Below are 18,727 nucleotides of genomic sequence, written 5' to 3'. Positions count from 1 at the left end.
CCGCGAGGGCGATGCCCGAAACTGGGGAACCCTATGAAAAACGCTCAATTCCGCGCCAAGCTCCTGCTGGGGCTGGGCTGTTGCCTTCCCGCGCTTGCCACGTCCGCAATGGCGCAAACCACGGAAGCCGCGGTCGATGCCGAAGAGATCATCGTTCTCGGTTCGCGCATCCCGCGTCTCAGTCAGGAAGGGCCTGCGCCTGTTACGGTCATAAATGCCGATGCAATTCGCGCAAATGGTTACACGAGCGTGCCGGACATCCTGCGCGCCGTGACCCAGAACGGCGGCGAGACGCAGAGCCAGCAGTCGTTCAGCGGCGCGAGCTTCACGCCCGGCGCGCAGCAGGTCGACCTGCGCGGCCTCGGACCGAACCACACGCTGGTTCTGGTGAACGGCCGCCGCATTGCCGATTTTCCGCTGCCGTTCCAGGGCCGCAGCAACTTCACCGACATCTCGAACATCCCGCTCGGCCTCATCGAGCGCGTCGAGGTGCTGAGCGGCAGCGCGTCCGCCATCTACGGCTCGGACGCGATCGCCGGTGTCATCAACTTCGAACTGAAGAAGAACGCGGACGGCACCACGTTCGATTACCGTTATGGTTTCACGGATCGCGGCGGCGGCGCCTCCCACCGGATCAGCGCGACGAGCGGCTGGTCGAACGAGACGTTCCACATCGTCGGCGGCATCGAATACATGCTGCAGAAGCCGATCTGGGGCTACCAGCGCAAAATCCAGGACAGCACTGCCGACAACCCGACGACGGCCGCCCCTCTCGGCCGACGTGTTTTCCTGCGTTACGATCCGGATAATGACGAATATGTGGATCCGGGTGCGGACACCTGCGCAGCGCTTTCATATCTGAATGAGGGCTCCACCTATTACGCGTCGCGGCCGCGTTACGGGGCGTATGACCCCGTGCTGGACGACTACGGCCCCGGCTATTTCTGCGGCAGCAACACTTCGATCGGCTACGGCACGATCATCTCGCGCCGCGAGGGCTTCAACAGCTTCGCCTCCGCCGGCCTGACGCTTTCGGACAGCGCAGAGCTGTTCCTCGACGCGCAGTTCGGCATCAGCAAGGTCTCGCTGATGCCCGACGTTCTGAACTGGGCGTACCAGGATTCCTCCGGCAGCAGCGACACGACGTTCTACAACAGCTTCGACGGCGTGCTCGACGACTGGTCGCGCCAGTTCACACCCGAAGAGTCAGGCGGCTTTTCGAACGTGATGACCCGCAACCGGCAGACGACGTTCAGCATCACGCCGGGTATCAAGGGCAGCCTTGACGACAAGTGGACCTACGAAGTCTCGTTCAACCACAGCGAGTACAAGGCGAAGGTGAAGTTCCCGCAGGTCATCGCGGCTGAGGCGAACGCGCTGTTCCTCGGCGAACAGCTCGGCATCGACGACGACAGCGGCTACCCGGTCTTCTACGCCGATCCGGAACGTCTCTACACGCCGCTGACGCAGGCGGAATACGACAGCATTGCCGTTTACAGCGTCTACAATCCGAAGAGCTGGACCGACAATCTTTCGGCCACCGTCTCCTCGACCGAACTGTTCTCGCTGCCCGCGGGGCCGGTCGGTTTCGCGGCGATCGCCGAGTTCGGGAAGCAGGGTTATGATCTCAATCCCGATCCGCTGGCGCTGACGGATTATTATTACGGCCTGAAGGACAGCGACGGCCACGGCAAGCGCACGCACTGGGCGCTCGGCGGCGAGCTTCGCGCGCCGGTGACGGACTTCCTGCAGGTCTCTGTCGCCGGGCGCTACGACCACTTCCGCTTCGCCGGAAACGGCGTCGGCAAGTTCACGTACAACGCCGGCATGGAACTGCGCCCGGTCTCGACGCTGCTGGTGCGTGCCGCCTACGGCACCGGCTTCCGCGCACCCGACCTGCACTATGTCTTCACCGGCCCGGGCAATACCCATCCTTCGGCGACGGACTATTATCTCTGCCGCACCGAGGAGCCCGACGAGGATATCGGCGATTGCAGCTATGCCGATTCGGGTATCGTCGCGCAGCGCAACGGCAACCGCCAGTTGAAGCCGGAAACCAGCAAGTCGCTGAACGCCGGTATCGTCTGGGCGCCGTCGCGCTATTTCGACGTGTCCGTCGACTATTTCCGCGTTTCGCTCTCCAATCAGGTGCAGGATCTCAGCATAGACTCGCTGCTGCGTGACGAAGCCGATTGCCGGATCGGCGAGACGATGAACGGTACACCCGTGGATATCGCCTCACCGACCTGCCAGGACGCGATTGCCCGCGTGCACCGCTTCGCAGGCGGTGTAAGCGAAGGCGAGCTCGATGCGGTGTCGATCAACCCGATCAACATCGCGCATGAAAAGACGAGCGGCATCGACATCGCGCTGCATGGCCGCCTGCCGACAGACTTCGGCGAGTTCGCACTCTCGCTCGCGCACACGCACGTATTCGACCACAAGTTCCGCCAGTATCCGGGCGATACGGCGATCAACAAACTGGCCGAAGACAGCGGCTATTACATCCCGCGCGACAAGACGACGGGCAGCATCACGTGGTCGCTCGACGATCTGCGCTGGACGGTGGAAGGCAAGCGGCTCGGCAAGCTGCCGAACTATGACGAGGACGCCTATATCAAGGCGAGCTACCTGTTCAATACGACGCTGCAGTACGACTTCACGGATCACCTCCGCGCGTCGTTCACCGTGACGAACGTGTTCAACAAGAACCCGGTGAAGGATCCGACCTACTCGGCCTATCCGTATTACGACATCAGCTGGTTCGACAGCGTGGGTCGCAGCTTCTACCTGCAGGTGACCTATAAGCTCGGCGGTTCGCCGCTGTAAGCGAGGGACGCTTTCGAGACGAACATGATCAGGGCGGGGCTTCGGCTCCGCCCTGAACGTTTCAGGCCTTCCAGACCTCGCGGAACAGGCGGTCGAAGTTGCCGCCGATCACCTTTTCGATGACGCGTGCGGGGTATTTCGCACGGTCGAGTTCGGCCGCGATGATTTCCATGCGGCGGGCGCTATTGAGGTCGGGGACCGCAACCGGGCCTTCGGCCTCTCCCGGGGCGCCGATGCCCGCCTTCTGCCGCGCCTCCGCCGTCTTGCGGACGATCTCCATATAGGCGGGGGAGATGTCGACGGGGGTGATGCTCTGGTCGCTGCCGATGCCGACGTGGTCCTCACCGCACAGATTCAGCGCATGGATGAGGTGCTTCATGAACAGCGCGCGCGAGGGCGACACAGGATCGCGGCCGAGGAACGGCATCAGATAGATGCCGACGACACCGCCGGTGTCCGACACGGCGCGGAGCGCGGCATCCGTCTGGTTGCGCTGGCTCGCGTAGATCGCACGGGCGCCGGTGTGCGAGCAGGTGATCGGCTTCGATGAGGCCGCGGCAGCGTCGATCACCGTCTGCGGTGTGGCGTGACCGGTATCGACAAGGATGCCGAGGCTGTTCATGCGCGCCACGGCTTCGCGGCCGAGCGGCGTGAGCCCCTCGTTGTCGGGCGAGGAACTGCCCGCGCCGAGCGGGTTCCTATCGTTGTAGGTGAGCTGCATGATCTTCACCCACAGGCCGTCGAACGTTTCGATGAGGCTCAGATCCTCGCCGATCATGCCCATGCCCTGAAAGCCGAAGATGATGCCGAGCTTGCCCGCCTTCTTGGCGGCGGCGAGATCGGCATGGCATTTCACGAGCAGGAAATGATCAGGATGCGCTTCGATATGGCGAACCCACTTCGAGATTTCCTTCACGGTATCGACGAAGCTGCCGGGCCTGCCGACTGTGAGATTGACAGCGGTGATACCCGAGGCGCGCACGTTCGCGAGCTTTTCGGGCGTGAGTTCGCCGGGCGGGGGATAGGGAACGTTCCACGTATCGGGCGAGGCGAGCGCATCGATAACGATCGCCTTGCGGTAAAGCGCAGCGATCGATGGTGCGATAGTCTCGGCGGCGGCAGGCGAAATGCCCGCCAATGCCGACAGGCCGAGGCCCGCCGCGCCTGCTGTAAAGGCGCGGCGGCTGATCTCGCTGGTTCCGTCCATATCCCCTACCCTTTGCAGCTAGCGCTTCGCGACGGCGTGGATCACGTCGACGTAGAACTTCTCCGCCTCCGTGATGCCCGCGACCTTCGAACCCGGCTTCGGATCGATGACGATGAACTCATTGGGTGCGTGCGCGCCGGTGCCGTAGCCGATACCCGCCGAAACGATCGGCATCTTCAGGATATCGGTGAACACGTAGTAGGGCGCACTGCCCGCAAGGCGGGGCATGACACTCGGCGTGATGCCGTATTTGCGGTACGCGCCGATCACAGCCTGCACGAGCGGTTCCTTCACCGAGGATTGCGCGGGCGGGTAGCCGGAGAGGCGCGTGAGCTTGATGTCCGTGAAGCCCTTCGCATCGAGGTGGGCGCGGATGAGGCGCTCTGATTCGTCGGGCGTCTGGTTCGGCACGAGGCGCGAATCGAACTTCGCCGTGAACTTGTGCGGCAGGATGGTTTTCGTGCCTTCGCCCGAATAGCCGCCCCAGATGCCGTCCATATTGAGCGTGGTGTTGAAGAGGTACTGGGTGATTGCCTCGCGGCCGCTCATGCCGTCGATCCACTTGTCGACGCCGAGCGATTTGCGCATCGCGGGCTCATTCGCCGTCCACGCCGGGAGCACGCCGTTGATGAGCTCCTGCTCCTCCTGATTCGGCTGGCGGATCGAATCGTAGAAGCCGGGCACGGTGATGACGTTGCCGTCCGGCGAGGTGAGGCTCGCGATCGCCTGCGCGAGGCGGAGGCCGGGCGCATCGACGATGGCTTTCAGCGAGCTGTGGATTTCCGCCGTCTTGGGGCCGCCCTGCGGTCCGCCTTGCGCTTCAAGCTCGAAGTAGATGTTGCCCTTGACGCCGAGCGACATCTGCACGCCGCCCGCCAGCGTCTGGCCCATCATCGGGAAGAGGACGCCGCCGTTCGCCTGCTTCAGACGGTCCTGATACTTGGCGATGAGATCCGGGTAGTGCGGCGAGCCGAGTTCCTCCTCGCCCTCCGCGAGCAGCATGACGTTCACCGGCAGCTTGCCCTCGGCCTTGATGATCGCTTCGAGCGCGTTCAGGAAGATGCGCTGCGGGCCCTTCTGGTTGGTCGCGCCGCGCGCCATGAGGACGCGGCCGAGCTCGTGATCCTCGAGAATCGTGCCGGCGAAGGCATCGACGTTCCAGCCCACGGGCTCGATCGGCTGCACGTCGTACATCATGTAGACGGCGATCGTGGTCTTGGCGCCCGCGTCGTAATAGCCCCAGACGCCGGGGTGGCGCTTGGTGGGGGCAAGCTCCGCCTCCTTGAAGCCGAGCGCCTTCAGGTCCGCCGCCAGCATTTCCGCCATCTGCGTGACGCCATCATTCTGCGCGCTGATCGAGCGCTGGCGCACCCAGCGCTGCACGTTTTCGACGTGCGCGGCCTTGTTCGCATCGATGTATTTGTACGCGGCGGCGTGCTTGCCCTTGTACGCTGCGACCTTGCCGGCGTCGTAGGCCTTTTCGGTGGTGAACGGAAACTCAGGGCGCTTTGCTTCCTGCGCCGCGGCAGAGAATGCGGCGACGGAAAGTGCGGCGGCGAGGAACATGGACTTGCGGATCATGGGAGAACTCCTTGAGGGTTATTCTGCAGAAACGGGGGCGATCGGCGCGGGAACGGGCGGCGCCACGTCCGTGATGCCGAGTTGCTTCCAGTTGATGAGCGCGTTGTAGAGCATCCGGAACTCACCGAGGTTCTGCCAGCGCCAGACGGGGTTCGTGGCGAACATCAGGATGCGGCCCTCGCCCTGCGGGATGTTGAGGATCGCGGCGCGGTCCTTCACCCCGTCGGCGCCGCGCATGAAGCCGCTGAGCACGCCGTCCTTGCCGCCCGGGAATTCCATCATGATGCGGCCTTTCAGCCGCTCCGGCACGCCGTAGAGCGTGTTGGACGCCCAGCGCACGGGCATTTCCGTCTCGTCGTAGCCATAGAACACGGGGTTCTTCGGCTGCAGCACCTTCGCCTTCACGATCGGGCCAGGCGCGTAGAAATCGCCGGGCGCGCGCGTGGAGACGATGTCGTCGATGAGGCCGAATTCAACCGGCACGGCGCTCGCGTCGCCCGTGGTGATGAGCGTGCCGCCCGCCTCCACGAACTTCCGAAGCTCGACCATGCCTTCAAGGCCCATGCCGCCGCGTACATCCTCCGACGTGCCGTAATCGCCGAGGAAGCGGTAGCGGTCTGTCTTGGTGTACGGCAGCGGCTTGCCCTTCACGGGGATGTCGAAAACGATATCCTTCGTGGAGCGGCCCTGCGTCGGCAGGATGATGACGTCGTACTTGTCGCGGAGGTTACCGGCGCGGACCTGTTCCTTGAAGACGAGATCGTAGGCGATCTCGTGCTGATCGAAGGCGTAGCGCACCCAGCCGACCTTCTCGCTCGACCCCCATGTGCTGAACATCGCCGTGCGCGGCAGCGCGGTTTCGTGCGCGGCTGGATTGCCGCTGACGGAGACGGCTTCCAGACCCAGCGATTCCACGGCAGGCTTCAATACGTCATAGGCGCTGCCATCGACGAGCAGGGAGCCTGCGGGAAGCGTCTTGCCGCCCGCCTTGAAATCGGCCTCGGCAACGCGGACCTTCGCGTCCTTCAGACGGTAGCGAAGCGTCGCGAGGCCGACCGAGCCGTTATCGAGCACCGCATAGGTGCCCGCGCCGCGACCGGAGATACTGCCACGCGGTGTCAGGCGGTCGACAGGCGTCGTCGGGATGTCGAGCGCCGCCTTGTCGTCCACCTCCGCGATATCGACGTGGGCCATCATGCCCATTGTCCACGCCGCGTCATCATAAGTGCCGAGTTTCTCGTCGGGGTAATTGTCCTGCTTGCGCAGCAGGATCTTGGCGAGGCGGCCGTAGGGCTGATCGAGCTTCACGACCAGCGAACCGGCCGGATAGCTGCGGTCTTTCAGCTTGACCGTCTTCGCCGTGCGGCCGACCTCGATGCCTTGCAGACGGAGCAGATTGGTGACGAAAGCGACGCGCGTATCGTCCTTCTGACCACCCGGTATGATGTAGGCGTAAGGCGCCTTCGTCTTGCCGTTCTCCATGGCGTTGGCGCTCTTCTTGTAGAAGTTTTCGAGGATAACGTTCGGGTGCTTGGCGGCAAGTTCGAGCGCGGTCAGCACACCCGTCTGCATGTAGTTGGTGTTGTTGCGCATCGACCAGACCACCTCCTTGTAGGGAGGGCTGGGACGATACCAGTCGCGCTTGGTCCAGTCGCCGCCGCGCACGGAGGTCTGCACTTCGGGCGCGACATGACGCAGCATCGTCGTCGCGCCGCCGTTGCCGAAGGTTTCGTACATGCGCAGCATGCCGTTGTGGTTCGACGACATGAAGGCGAGGTAGCCCGGCGTCCACGCATCGACGAAGCCGTGCGTCCACACGCCGGGCATTCCGTATTTGGTGAGCTGCGCCATCTCGTAGTTCGCGAACCACGGCAATTCGCCGAACAGGATCGGGTCGAGATCGGGATTCTGCGGCGCCTGCCCGCTGTAGGTATAGAGGAAGGGCACCGATTCATGCAGCTCGTGCAACACCGGCGGGTGCCATTCGAGGTAATAGTTCATCAGGTGGCGCGCGCTGACATCCGAGAAGTTAATGTCGCGGTTGTTGTCGTGGTAAATATACTTGCCCCAGTAGGGCGGACCGCCGGGTTTGTTGCGGTCGTCGGTCTCGTCGATGAGGTTGCGGTAGTACCAATCGACATAGCGATCGCGGCCGTCGGCTTCCAAAACCGGGCTGAGCGCGACGACGAGGTTATCGCGGATACCGCGGATCATCTCGCCCTCGTCCGTCAGCAGGCGGTAGGCGAGTTCCATCAGCATCTCTGGCGGTCCGGTTTCGGCGCTGTGAAGACCCGCCGACAGGTGATAGATCGGCTTCGTTCCCGCGATCACGGCGGGCGCGTCCGCCGCGGGCAGCTTGCGCGGATCGGCGAGCAGCGCGAGATTCGCCTTGTAGGTATCGAGCTTCGCGAGATTCTCCTCCGACGAGATCATCACGACGATGTTCTCGCGGCCTTCCTCGGTCTTGCCGATCTTGATGATCTTGATGCGCGGCGATTTTTCGGCGAGCGCGCGGTAATAGCCAACGATCTGCTCGTAATAGTGCAGCACCTTCGGTGCACCGATATGGTTACCCAGAATCTGTTTCGGCGACGGAACGGCATCCGAAACCGGCAAATGATCCACAAGCGGGCTGCTGAACTCCGGCTTTGTCGTCCAAGCCTTCACGGATTTCGCGAAATCCGCGTCCATCGGCTGCGCCATCGCCGTCGTTCCGAGCAGTACCGCAATCGCAGCGCCAACCGCCATTCTCACCATATTTGCCCCTTCCACGCCACACACAACACAGCATCGTTCGCCTTCCGCGGCAGCCGCCGAAGCCGTTTTGGCATCTCCTTGCGGAGACCTGATGCTTGATGGCATCAGGATTTCATCATTTTGTCGGGATACGCAACAATCATCTTGCCAAGTACGTGACCTCGACTCAGAACGACCGACAACGAGTTGGGGATCGGTTCAGACTCCCTCTCAAAATGTACTGGTCCGCGTCTTCTATGACATGGCCAAACAAGGGGGTTTGTCAGTCGAGAGTTCTTCGAGGACCGTTCGATACGGGCCTTTCGTTCGCATAATCGATGTCCGGCGGATCATTAAGGCCGGCACGCGTAAAGGGAGATGTAGAGTGAGCAAGACGTTCAAAATGTCGTTTTTCCTCGCCGCCACGGCAATGGCCGGGGTGAGCGGAGCCGCCGTCGCGCAGGAAGCGACGGGTGACGAAATCATCATCACGGCGCTGAAACGCGACACGAACCTGCAGGATACGCCGATCTCGATCTCCGCCGTTACCGGCGACACGATCGCGAATTCGGGCGTTCAGAGCATCTCCGACCTCAATGCGAGCGTGCCGAGCCTTTCCTTCGTGGACGGTGGCCCTTCGCAGCGCCGCGTTGTGATCCGCGGCATTCAGGCGGCCGGTGAGCCGACTGTCGGCACCTACTACGACGAAACCCCGGTGACGGGCGTGATCGGCGCGGGCAACGACGCCGGCGGTTCGACGCCGGAGCTTCGTCTGTTCGACGTCGAACGCGTCGAAGTGCTGCGCGGGCCGCAGGGCACGCTCTACGGTTCGGGCTCGATGGGCGGCACGCTGCGCGTGATCTACAAGAAGCCGACGAACGAGTTCGACGCCGCGATCGACACCAGCCTTTCGGCAACCAAGCACGGCGGCGCCAATTTCGAGGCCAGCGGCATGGTGAACGTGCCGATCGTGCAGGACAAGCTGGCGATGCGCGCCACGGGCTTCTACCGCAAGGCGGACGGCTACATCGACAACACGACGCTCCGCATCAAGGATATCAACGAGCAGAAATACTACGGCGGACGCCTGCTGCTGAGGGCAACCCCGACCGACGATCTGACGATCGATGCGGCGTACTACATGAACCGTTCGCGCACGGACACGCCTTCGTGGACGCTGGAAGCGGGCAAGAACAATTCGGATGCGCTGACGCGCCAGCCGATGCGTGACGACGTGGATCTGTTCAGCCTGACGGCCGCTTACGATTTCGGCGGCGTGGTGCTGACGGCTGCCGGTTCCTACATGGAGCGCGACATTTCGACGGTGAGCGACGTTTCGCGCTTCATCCGTTCGACGCGCACGGCAGCGGGCTGCGGCGCCCGTCTCAACGGCAGCGCTGCGATCCCGTGCGTCGGCACCCAGCTTACGGACTACTATGCGCTCGTCGACAGCCAATCGACCTCCGCGCTGTTCCCGCAGCAGAACATGGAAGCGTGGACGGCGGAACTTCGCCTCAGCTCCGACGGCTCGGGTCCGCTCAACTGGACCATCGGCGGCTTCTTCTCCGACCGCGACATCCACGTGGAAAATCCGCAGGTGAACGCCGATCCGGTGACGGGCGCGATCATTTATCCGCTCCAGATCGCGACGTCGCGTTACATCAACGACAGCCTTCGCCAGGTCGCGGCATTCGGCGAAGTCTCGTATGATGTGACCGACCGGCTGAGCCTGACCGCCGGCGTCCGTTACTTCCGCTACGACAAGGACATCAACGGCGAGACGACGAAGGGCTCCATCCTCGTCGGCGCGGTGGTGCGTCCGCTCTCGTTCGTGTCCTCGGACGAGGACGGGACGGCGTTCAAGTTCAACGCTTCGTACAAGATCACCGACGACGTGCTCTTCTACGCCGAAGCCTCGCAGGGGTTCCGCCCCGGCGGCGCGAACCAGGTGATCGGTCTTGCGCAGGAACTGACGCCCTACCAGTCGGATAGCCTCTGGAACTACGAGGCGGGTCTGAAGACGACGCTGCTCGATCGCAAGCTCACGCTCAACATGGACGTGTTCCAGATCGACTGGTCCGACATGCAGATCAGCACGCGCACGCCGAACGGCGCGTTCGCCTATATCGGCAACGCGGGCTCGGCGCGTATCCGCGGCTTCGAACTTGAAGGCGCGCTGCGCCCGATCGAAGGCCTCTCGATCTCCGGCAACCTCGCCTATCTCGACGCCAAGCTGACCGAAGACCAGCCGAATGCCGGTACGTCGATCGCCCCGGCCGCCGGCTTCGACGGCGACCGCATCCCGTTCGTGCCGAAATTCACGGCGGGCCTTTCGGCACAGTATGTGTGGGGGCTGAGCGAAGGCCTGAACGGCTTCTTCCGCATGGATGCCAACCACGTCGGCGGCTCGTGGTCGGACTTCCGTCCGTCCTACGTCTTCACCCGCTACATCGACGACTACGAAGTTGCGAACCTGCGCATCGGCGTAGAGGCGGAAGACAACGCCTGGGGCGTGTATGCGTTCGTGAACAATCTGTTCGACGACACGGCCATCACGCGTTCGACCTCGAACGCGATCGCGCAGAACCGCACGCTCGTGAACAACGTGGCGCCGCGCACGGTGGGTCTGAACTTCCGCGCCAACTTCTAAAAGGCGCGGTCTGGCAAAAAGAATGGGGCGGCAAACGCTGGGTTGCCGCCCCTTTTTTTGCGACTTTTCCGCAAGCCTACTCGGCCGCGAACAGACTTTCGATCGGCTGGAATTCCTCGTCGATGCCGAACATGCGCGGGCCGAGGACCTCGAGGCTTTCGGGGCGGCGCAGCATCGGATCGGCGCTGTAGCCGAGCACCTTCACGCGCTGGCCGTAAGTGAGCATTTCGCCTGTCAGCGGCTCGCCGGATTCACGATCGAGGATGCTGATGAGATCGGGAACGATCGTGATCGTCTTGCCATTCAGGCGGCAGACGAGGAATTCGTTCTGGATCTCGACGACGCACTCGTCCGACGAATCCTGAAGCCCGGTCATCGTCGCACGGCCGAAATGCCAGCCGTCGCGCGTGTCGTGCGTCACGTCGGTGATCTTGCCGTCGAAGAGGATGCGGGCGGTGCGGTTGTCCCAGCTGTTCAGGTAATCGATCAGGCTTTCGAAGATATCGCGTGATTCCTCGCGCGCCGTGCGGATCGCGCGGCCGATCTCCAGCGTCTGCGTGATCGTCCGCTGGACGGCGAAGGACTTCGCCTGCTTGCCCGTCATCGGATAGAGCGCGCCGAACGCCATCGCGCCCATCGCGCCGGTGACGACGCGGCAGAGGTCTTCGGCCATGCGGTCGTCCACAGCTTCGATGGTGATGACATTGCCCGAATCGTCCATCACGATGCCCGGTGTCGCCTTGCAGCCGTAGATGCTGAACGTCGTCATCTCGATGTGGGGCACGGCGCGGCCGATGCCGTCCGCATCAAGCACCGGGATGCCGCTGATCGCGCCGAGCGCGAGCGGGAACATCGAGTTGGCGCCGCCGATCTCCGCGCTGATCAGCGCATCGACGCGGCGGCCGTAAAACGCTTCCGCGCGGGCAAGGATGCGGTGCAGCGTCTTTTCGCTGACGAGATGCTCGACGATCACCGAAGGCGCGCCGATGCCCGCGATCGAGAGCACGAACGCATCGTCCGGGATCTCGTCGCACGAGAGGATTTTCGGGTAGCGGCCGTTCTTGATCTGGGCGCGGACGAACAGTTCGCCGACATAGGGATCGCCGCCGCCGCCCGTGCCGAGCAGCACGGCGCCGCGCGCCATATCCTGAATGTCCTGAACGCTATCGACAATGAACATGATATGCCTTTCGAAACAGCGTGGGTTCAGGCGAGCGCCGCGAGCGGGCCGACAGCGCGGACCCTGATCTGGACGGAGCCGGATTTCATGTGCGTCATCGGGAGTTCGACGATCTCGACGATCTCGACTTCGCCTTCGCGGGCGCCCGCGGCGATGGCCGCGTCGGTGGCTTCCTTGCGGGCCAGTTCAAGCGCAGCCTCGCGGCCCATTGTGCCGACATCGTAGAGCTTGTCGACACGCCCGCTGACGAGCGCGATGGCGGCGCCGACCGCGTTTGCGACCTCCGCGTGCGCGGGCTTCAACACCTCGGACGTGCCCTTGAGCGGGCGCGAGATTAGGATGCTGCCGCCGCCGACGAGGACGAGGGGGAGCGCATGATTGCTCGTCTTGATCTGATCGATCGCGTCCTCGATCTGGAAATGCAAATTGTCGAGCGCGGCCTGCACGGTTTCATCGGGAACGTGCGCGACCTTCGCGGGATCACCGATTTCGGCCTGCCCGGCGCGTACGGCGATATCGCTCGCGGTGAGCGTTTCTCCGCCGAAGATCAGGCCCTCTTCCGCGAGGCGGAAGCCGACGGACTCGGGGCCGACGGTCCAGCCCTTTTCGCCCTTGCGGACGAGACTGCCGCCGCCGATGCCGATGGAGAGCACATCGGGCATTCGGAAGTTCGTGCGGACGCCACCGATATAGTTGGCCGCCGTCGTCTCGCGCGGGAAGCCGCGCAGCAGGAAGCCGATGTCGGTGGTGGTGCCGCCGATGTCGGCGACCACGGCCTCGTCGAGTCCGGTGAGGAACGCCGCGCCGCGGATGCTGTTCGTGGGGCCGGCCGAGCAGGTGAGGATCGGGAAGGCCGAGGCGGTTTCCGTGGTGATCAGCGTGCCGTCGTTCTGGCTGATGTAGATCGGCGCATTGATTTCAAGGTCGGCGATGGCCGTTTGCAGCGAGCCGATCACCCTTTCGGAAAACTCTGCGAGCGTCGCGTTGATGACGGCGGCGTTTTCACGATCGATGAGGCCAAGGCCGCCGACCTTCGACGACAGCGTGATGCGCGCGTCCGGCATCACCGCCTGCACGACGGCGGCGGCTTTCTCTTCGATGTCCGGGCGGATCGGCGCGAAGTTCGCGGAGATCGCGACGGCCTTCAGCCCCTTGGCGCGGGCATCCTCCGCCGCGGCGCGGAGCGCATCTTCGTCGAGCGGGGCATAATCCTTGCCCGTGTAGAGCGCGCCGCCGCCGACCATGTAGATGTGCGAGCCGGTGACTTCGACGAGATCGTCCGGCCAGCCTGCAAGCGGCGGCACGCCGTCCGCCTTCGGCAGCGAAACGCGGAAGATGGCGACGGGCGCCAGCCCCTTGCGCTGCACGAACGCGTTCACGAACTGCGTGGTGCCGATCATCACCGCCTCGATCGCGGCGCGATGCTCCGGCGCCTTGTCGAGGATCATGCGCACGGCATTGACGACGCCGCTGCGCACGTCAGCCGTCGTGAAGCTCTTCGCCGTCGCCAGCACTTCGCGCCCGCGCATCAGCACCGCATCGGTGTTGGTGCCGCCGACGTCGATGCCCAGCCTGTATCCGCTACCGCTCATGGTCACCTTTCGAAATAAAATGAGTGGGCGGCGGACGCCGGAAAGCGCCCGCCTGCCCTTTTTCAGAATTTCACCTTCGCTTCCACGCCGTAGGTTCGCGGCGTGCCGCGATAACCGATCGCGACGTCGAGACCGGAGTATTTCGGCTGGAAGAACTCGGAATAATACTTCTCGTTGAAGATATTCCGCGCGAAGGCGTAGACGCCGTAGTTTCCGAACTCGACACCCATGCGGGCGTTCAGAAGGTCATACGGATTCTGCACGGAGGCATTGTCGGCATCCCAGTACTTCTTGCCGATGTGCTGGTGCTCGATACGCACGAACCCCTCCACGGTCTCGCTGAGATCGCCGCGATACTGGATCGAGCTGTTGATCGACAGCGGCACCGTGCGCGGCGAATGATTGCCGACGTCGGACGGGAACAGGCTGCGCTTGATCTCGCTGTCGGTCGTGCCCACCCCGAAGCTCGCATCAAGCCCCGGCGCGAGCTTGGCCATCGCCTCGATCTCGAAGCCCTTGATCTGGACCTTGTCGATCGTGTCGATGATCTGCGATGCAGTCGCGGCATCAACGTAGAAGTACTGATAGTTCTTCACGTTGGTGAGGTAGGCCGCGCCGTTCAGCGTCAGCTTGCGATCGAACCACTGTGTCTTGAAGCCGACCTCGAAGTTGTCGAGCGTTTCGGCGTCGAACACCGGCACGGTCACGTTCGGCGCGTTGAAGCCGCCCGAACGGAAGCCGGTGCTGTAGGTGGCGTAGACGAGGCGGCCGTCTTCGGGCTTCCATGTCAGTGTCACCTTGGGCTGCACGCGGTCGAAGGAGGTCTTGCGAACCGCGCCGGTCACCACATTCGTCTGCTCGCGCTGGTCTTCGTCGTAGCGGATACCGCCGGTCAGCGTGAGCGTGGGCGTCAGATCATAATCGACCTGCGCAAACGCAGCATAGGCGTTGTTGTCGTTCGTTTCGTTATTGTTCGCGATAAGCAATGCAGTGTTGTCGAACTGGTCGGTGCCGTCCAGATCGATGAAACCGCGCGTCACCAGCGCCCTGTCGGTGTGAAGATAATAGACGCCGACGAGCCAGCGGAATGCCTGATCGCTCGCTGAAACGAGGCGGAGTTCCTGGCTGAAGGTTTCCAGCTTGGCGTTCTGCCCCTGCCCGGCCTGGAAGCCGAGGCCGAAGATGCCGCCCGGCGAATCCACCGGATTGCGGAAATCGAGATCGGCGCGGTTGTTCTGCTTGAACTTCGACCACGCGCTGATGCCCGTGAGCGTCGCAAAGCCGAAATCATAATCCCACTTGCCGGTGAGATCGACGCTGTGACCTTCCGCATAGGCCGGGAAATTGAACTGCGGGTTCACGAAATCGCGCGGGATACCGGAGAACACGGCCGCGTAGCTGTTCGAACCACCCCGGAAATCGCCGTATTCGGCGCGAAGGTCGAAGGTCAGCAGATCGGTCGGCTTCAGGATCATGCGGCCGCGAAGCGAATAGTCGTGATCGATGTAATCGACGTGATCGCCGCGGAAATCGTTCTTGATGAGGCCATCCGACGACGTGTAGCTGCCCGAAACGCGGAGCAGCACCTTGTCTTCGACAAGCGCTCCCGAGATGCCGGCAGAGGCGTCGATCGTGTCGCCGTTCGCGTAACCGAGGTTGGCGAAGCCTTCGAGTTCATTGCCCGGCGCCTTGGTCACCACGTTGATGGCGCCGCCCACGGCGTTGCGTCCGTAAAGCGCGCCCTGCGGGCCCTTCAGTACCTCGATGCGCTCGATATCGAAAAGGGTGACGCCGAGCTGCTTCTGGTTGGTCTGCGGCACGCCATCGAGCACGAAGGCGATGGGCGGATCGGCGTTGTTGATCTGGGTGAGGCCACGCATCGTGATGAAGTTGCTGCGATAGGTGTCGCCGCGATCATAAGTGATGTTCGGCACTTGCGCGATAATATCGGAGGTCGATTTAATGCCCGCATCCTCGACCGCCTGCGCGGTGAATGCCGTCACCTGAATGGGGACGTTGCGGAGCGGTTCGGCGCGCTGCTGCGCGGTGATGATGATCTCGTCGGTATCGGCATCCTGCGCCAGCGCCGCGCCCGGCAAAATCGCCAGCGCGGCCGAGGCCAGAAAGGCTGTTCTCAGGTTACGACTCGTCATTTCCCTTACCCCTTTTTTGCTGTTTTCCCTGCGCGCCCATATTCGCGCAGAGGAACAGGCCGCGCGACGTCGGAGTCGGGTAGTGGAAGGCGCTGTCGGGTGGCGCCGCCGGGTTAGGGTCGCCTATTTTTCCTGCGCGCGCGCGACGGCGGCCTTGCGGCTCGATACGCCGAGCTTGGCGTAGATCTTCTTGAGATGGAACTTGATGGTGTTCTCGGTGAGCCCGAGGCGCCGGGCGATCAGCTTGTTGGACGCGCCTTCGGCGAGGTGCGCGACGATCTCCGATTCGCGGTCGTTGAGGGCATCGGGCGAAAGATATTGGGGCTTGGCCTTCAGCGCCCTGATCACCGTTTCCGCGTGTTGTTGTTCGAGCGGCGACGCGGCACGCTTCGCCACCCGCTCCATGATCGCGCGGACAGCGCTGCCTTCCTCGACAAACGGGGATAGAATCTCCTCAGCGAAGGCATGGTGCACGGCCGCCGCCATCGCTTCATCGGCACCAGCCTCGTCGCCCAGCCGGTCGCGCACGAGCGACAGCAGCACATGGCCCTTCACCATCGTGACGAGGCGTTCGCCCGTGCGCCCCTCCTCGATCATCGCGCGGGCACCCTCCCCCGCCGCGGCGACGCGTCCGCGCGCGAGATCGATGAGGATGCGCGCCTGCATCGCAAGGTCGCGCGTGCGCCATGGCACATGGCCCGCATCGACCGCGAGCGTCCGCGTGACCGCCTCGGCACTGTCGATGCCGCCGCTGCGAAAGCGATAGATCGCCTCCAGCGCCTTCAGCAGGTCCGTAACGCAAAGGAGCCCCTGATTGCCGAGCCGCGTCCTCAGCTCGGCGATCACGCGAAGCGCCGCCGGAAGTCCGCTGCGGCGCCACGCGACATCGACGATGATCGGCCAGGACACGGCGTACTGATCGTACCACGCCTCGCCCGCACCGAACTGATCGAAGGCGACACGCACGAGGTCCGCCGCGCTTTCGCGATAGTGCCGCAGATAATCTACCGCGGCGAGCGCCATGCGCGCCGTTGCCGTTACGGTCACTTCGATGCCGCCCGCGCCCCGGCGCCGAAGCGTGGCGGCGGCAAGCTCCGACGCTGTTTTCAGCGAACCGTGCGCGAGCGCGACGAGCACGTCGTGCGTCATCAGATGCTGTTCGGCGAAGGGCAACATGCCGATCGCCTGATATGTCTCGCGCGTGCGGATCACCGACTGGTGCGCCGCGTGCAGATCGCCGCGCATCTGGTACATCACGACCATCGTGTTTTCGCACCAAGCCCAGAACAGCGGCAGATCGGGCGCCAGCGCACGCACCTTCTCTACCTCCGCCTCGCGCGTCGGCGCGATACCGTTGATGTAGCATTCGAAAAGCAGATCGAGAGCGTGGCCTTCGAGTTCGAGCTGGGAATCCCGGCCCGCCGGATCGTTCAGATAGCCGCCCGAACTCTCGCGGATACGGCGCAGCCAGTTGCTCGCCTCTCCGAAGTACCCGGCCTTGAAATGCGCGAGCGCCGCCATCAGCTGCAGACGCGGCTGAGCTTCCAGAACCTCGGGAGGCGTTTCGCGCAGGATCGCGCGAAGCTCACCCGCGCCATAGGTGAGGAAGATGAGGATGAACGGAATGCCGCCCAGCGTTTCCATCATCGTGGTGCGGTCGCCCGCAAGATCGTAGTGCCGGACGGAGGCGGCGTAGCGCTGCTGCTGCCAGAGCCAGTCCGCCGCGCGCCGGTGCAACTGCGCCGCATGATCCGGGCTGCGACTGAGGCGGGCCTGCGCATAATCCGACAGCAGCGGATGCAGCCGCCACGCAAGCTCGCCTTCCGATTCCGTTCGCTGGACGAGCGTCGGCAGTTCCGCCTCCACCTCTTCGAGCAGTGCGGCGCTATCGCGTCGGTCGCGCACGTAATCGGCGAGGCTCGCCTCGACATAATCGAACGGCGACAACTCGGTGAGCAGCGTCTGGCTGTGCTCACCGAGCATCGCGAAGACCTGCTCGGCGAGATAATCGGCGACCTCGTCGACCTGCCCGCTGAAACGCGGCATCCGCGCGGAGACGCCCATCCGGCCGCGCCAGAGACGGTAGAGCTGGACGGCGACGGGCCAGCCTTCGGTCTGCTCGGCGATCGCCGCGAGTTCGGGCGCATCGGCCGGGAGACCGAGCGCCTCGCCAAGCTCCGCGTCGCTGAGGCGAAGCTCGGCCGGATCGATGATGCGGACGATACCCTGCGTGCGCAGCACCGAGACGGCGAGCGAGGGCTTGCGCCGCGTGGCCAGCACGAGGTGCACCCAATCCGGCAGTGCATCCGTCATTTCCTCGACGAGACGTGCCACGCCCGGGTGATCCACGCGGTCGAAATCGTCGATGATGAGCACGATCGGCCGCTCGTCGCGGTCGAGCTGCAGCAGGATCGCATCGAGCATGGTCGCAGCCGGGCTGTCGCCGGTCTTGGGGCGCATGGCATCGCCCATCTCGACCCCGGCGGCGGCGAGCGAACGGGCGACCATTTCCAGAAACACGTCGGGCTCGCGATCGAGATCGGACGCAGTGTACCACGCCGCCGCGATGCCCTGCTGGGTCAGACGCTGCCACCACTGCCCAAGCGCTGTGCTCTTGCCGTAGCCGCGCGGGCCGACAACGATCGTGAGCTTGCCGGCGCGAGCGACATCGAGCGAACGCAGCACGAGTTCGCGCGTGGCGAGCGGCGCGCGCTGCACCGGCGGGCGCAGACGGCGGCGGCTCGCCCGTTCGCGCGCGCCGGACCGTTCCGTTTCGCGAGGTTCGGCCGCTTCGTTCAA

9 protein-coding genes are annotated in these 18,727 nt (G+C 63.9%); 2 read left to right on the top strand and 7 right to left on the bottom strand.

The window, feature by feature from the left end:
- Positions 1-33 precede the first annotated feature (33 nt).
- Positions 34-2,829, top strand: coding sequence for a TonB-dependent receptor domain-containing protein (locus ACE3TJ_RS17105; protein ID WP_374598320.1), 2,796 nt, complete (start codon positions 34-36; stop codon positions 2,827-2,829).
- A gap of 61 nt (positions 2,830-2,890) precedes the next feature.
- Here the strand turns inward: ACE3TJ_RS17105 and ACE3TJ_RS17100 are convergent, their stop codons facing one another.
- The 3 genes from ACE3TJ_RS17100 to ACE3TJ_RS17090 are packed head-to-tail and all read right to left on the bottom strand — an operon-like array spanning position 2,891 to position 8,365.
- Positions 2,891-4,036, bottom strand: a complete 1,146-nt coding sequence (locus tag ACE3TJ_RS17100) for a dipeptidase (protein ID WP_374598318.1) — start codon at positions 4,034-4,036, stop codon at positions 2,891-2,893.
- 18 nt (positions 4,037-4,054) lie between these two features.
- On the bottom strand, positions 4,055-5,617 hold the full coding sequence (locus ACE3TJ_RS17095; protein WP_374598316.1) for a M20/M25/M40 family metallo-hydrolase: 1,563 nt from the start codon (positions 5,615-5,617) through the stop codon (positions 4,055-4,057).
- Between the two features lie 18 nt (positions 5,618-5,635).
- The gene (locus ACE3TJ_RS17090) at positions 5,636-8,365 is read right to left on the bottom strand and encodes a M14 family zinc carboxypeptidase (RefSeq protein WP_374598314.1); all 2,730 of its coding nucleotides are present in this window, start codon (positions 8,363-8,365) and stop codon (positions 5,636-5,638) included.
- Between the two features lie 373 nt (positions 8,366-8,738).
- Between ACE3TJ_RS17090 and ACE3TJ_RS17085 the strand changes: the two genes are divergently transcribed.
- Positions 8,739-11,003 (top strand): TonB-dependent receptor, encoded by a 2,265-nt coding sequence (locus tag ACE3TJ_RS17085; RefSeq protein WP_374598312.1) that lies wholly within the window; start codon positions 8,739-8,741, stop codon positions 11,001-11,003.
- Between the two features lie 76 nt (positions 11,004-11,079).
- Here ACE3TJ_RS17085 and ACE3TJ_RS17080 read toward each other — a convergent pair whose 3' ends face one another.
- The 4 genes from ACE3TJ_RS17080 to ACE3TJ_RS17065 all read right to left on the bottom strand — a co-directional run bounded on the left by ACE3TJ_RS17080 (position 11,080) and on the right by ACE3TJ_RS17065 (position 18,727).
- On the bottom strand, positions 11,080-12,183 hold the full coding sequence (locus ACE3TJ_RS17080; protein WP_374598310.1) for a DUF917 domain-containing protein: 1,104 nt from the start codon (positions 12,181-12,183) through the stop codon (positions 11,080-11,082).
- Positions 12,184-12,209: 26 nt separating this feature from the next.
- Positions 12,210-13,775, bottom strand: coding sequence for a hydantoinase/oxoprolinase N-terminal domain-containing protein (locus ACE3TJ_RS17075; RefSeq protein ID WP_374598308.1), 1,566 nt, complete (start codon positions 13,773-13,775; stop codon positions 12,210-12,212).
- A 62-nt stretch (positions 13,776-13,837) separates the two neighbouring features.
- The gene (locus ACE3TJ_RS17070) at positions 13,838-15,928 is read right to left on the bottom strand and encodes a TonB-dependent receptor (RefSeq protein ID WP_374598306.1); all 2,091 of its coding nucleotides are present in this window, start codon (positions 15,926-15,928) and stop codon (positions 13,838-13,840) included.
- A 123-nt stretch (positions 15,929-16,051) separates the two neighbouring features.
- The gene (locus tag ACE3TJ_RS17065) at positions 16,052-18,727 is read right to left on the bottom strand and encodes a LuxR C-terminal-related transcriptional regulator (protein ID WP_374598304.1); all 2,676 of its coding nucleotides are present in this window, start codon (positions 18,725-18,727) and stop codon (positions 16,052-16,054) included.

It is taken from the genome of Sphingosinicella sp. (assembly GCF_041916975.1).
GTDB lineage: Bacteria > Pseudomonadota > Alphaproteobacteria > Sphingomonadales > Sphingomonadaceae > Sphingosinicella.
The sequence above is the reverse complement of the archived record's forward strand: the minus strand, read 5'-3'. Positions and strand labels throughout refer to the sequence as shown.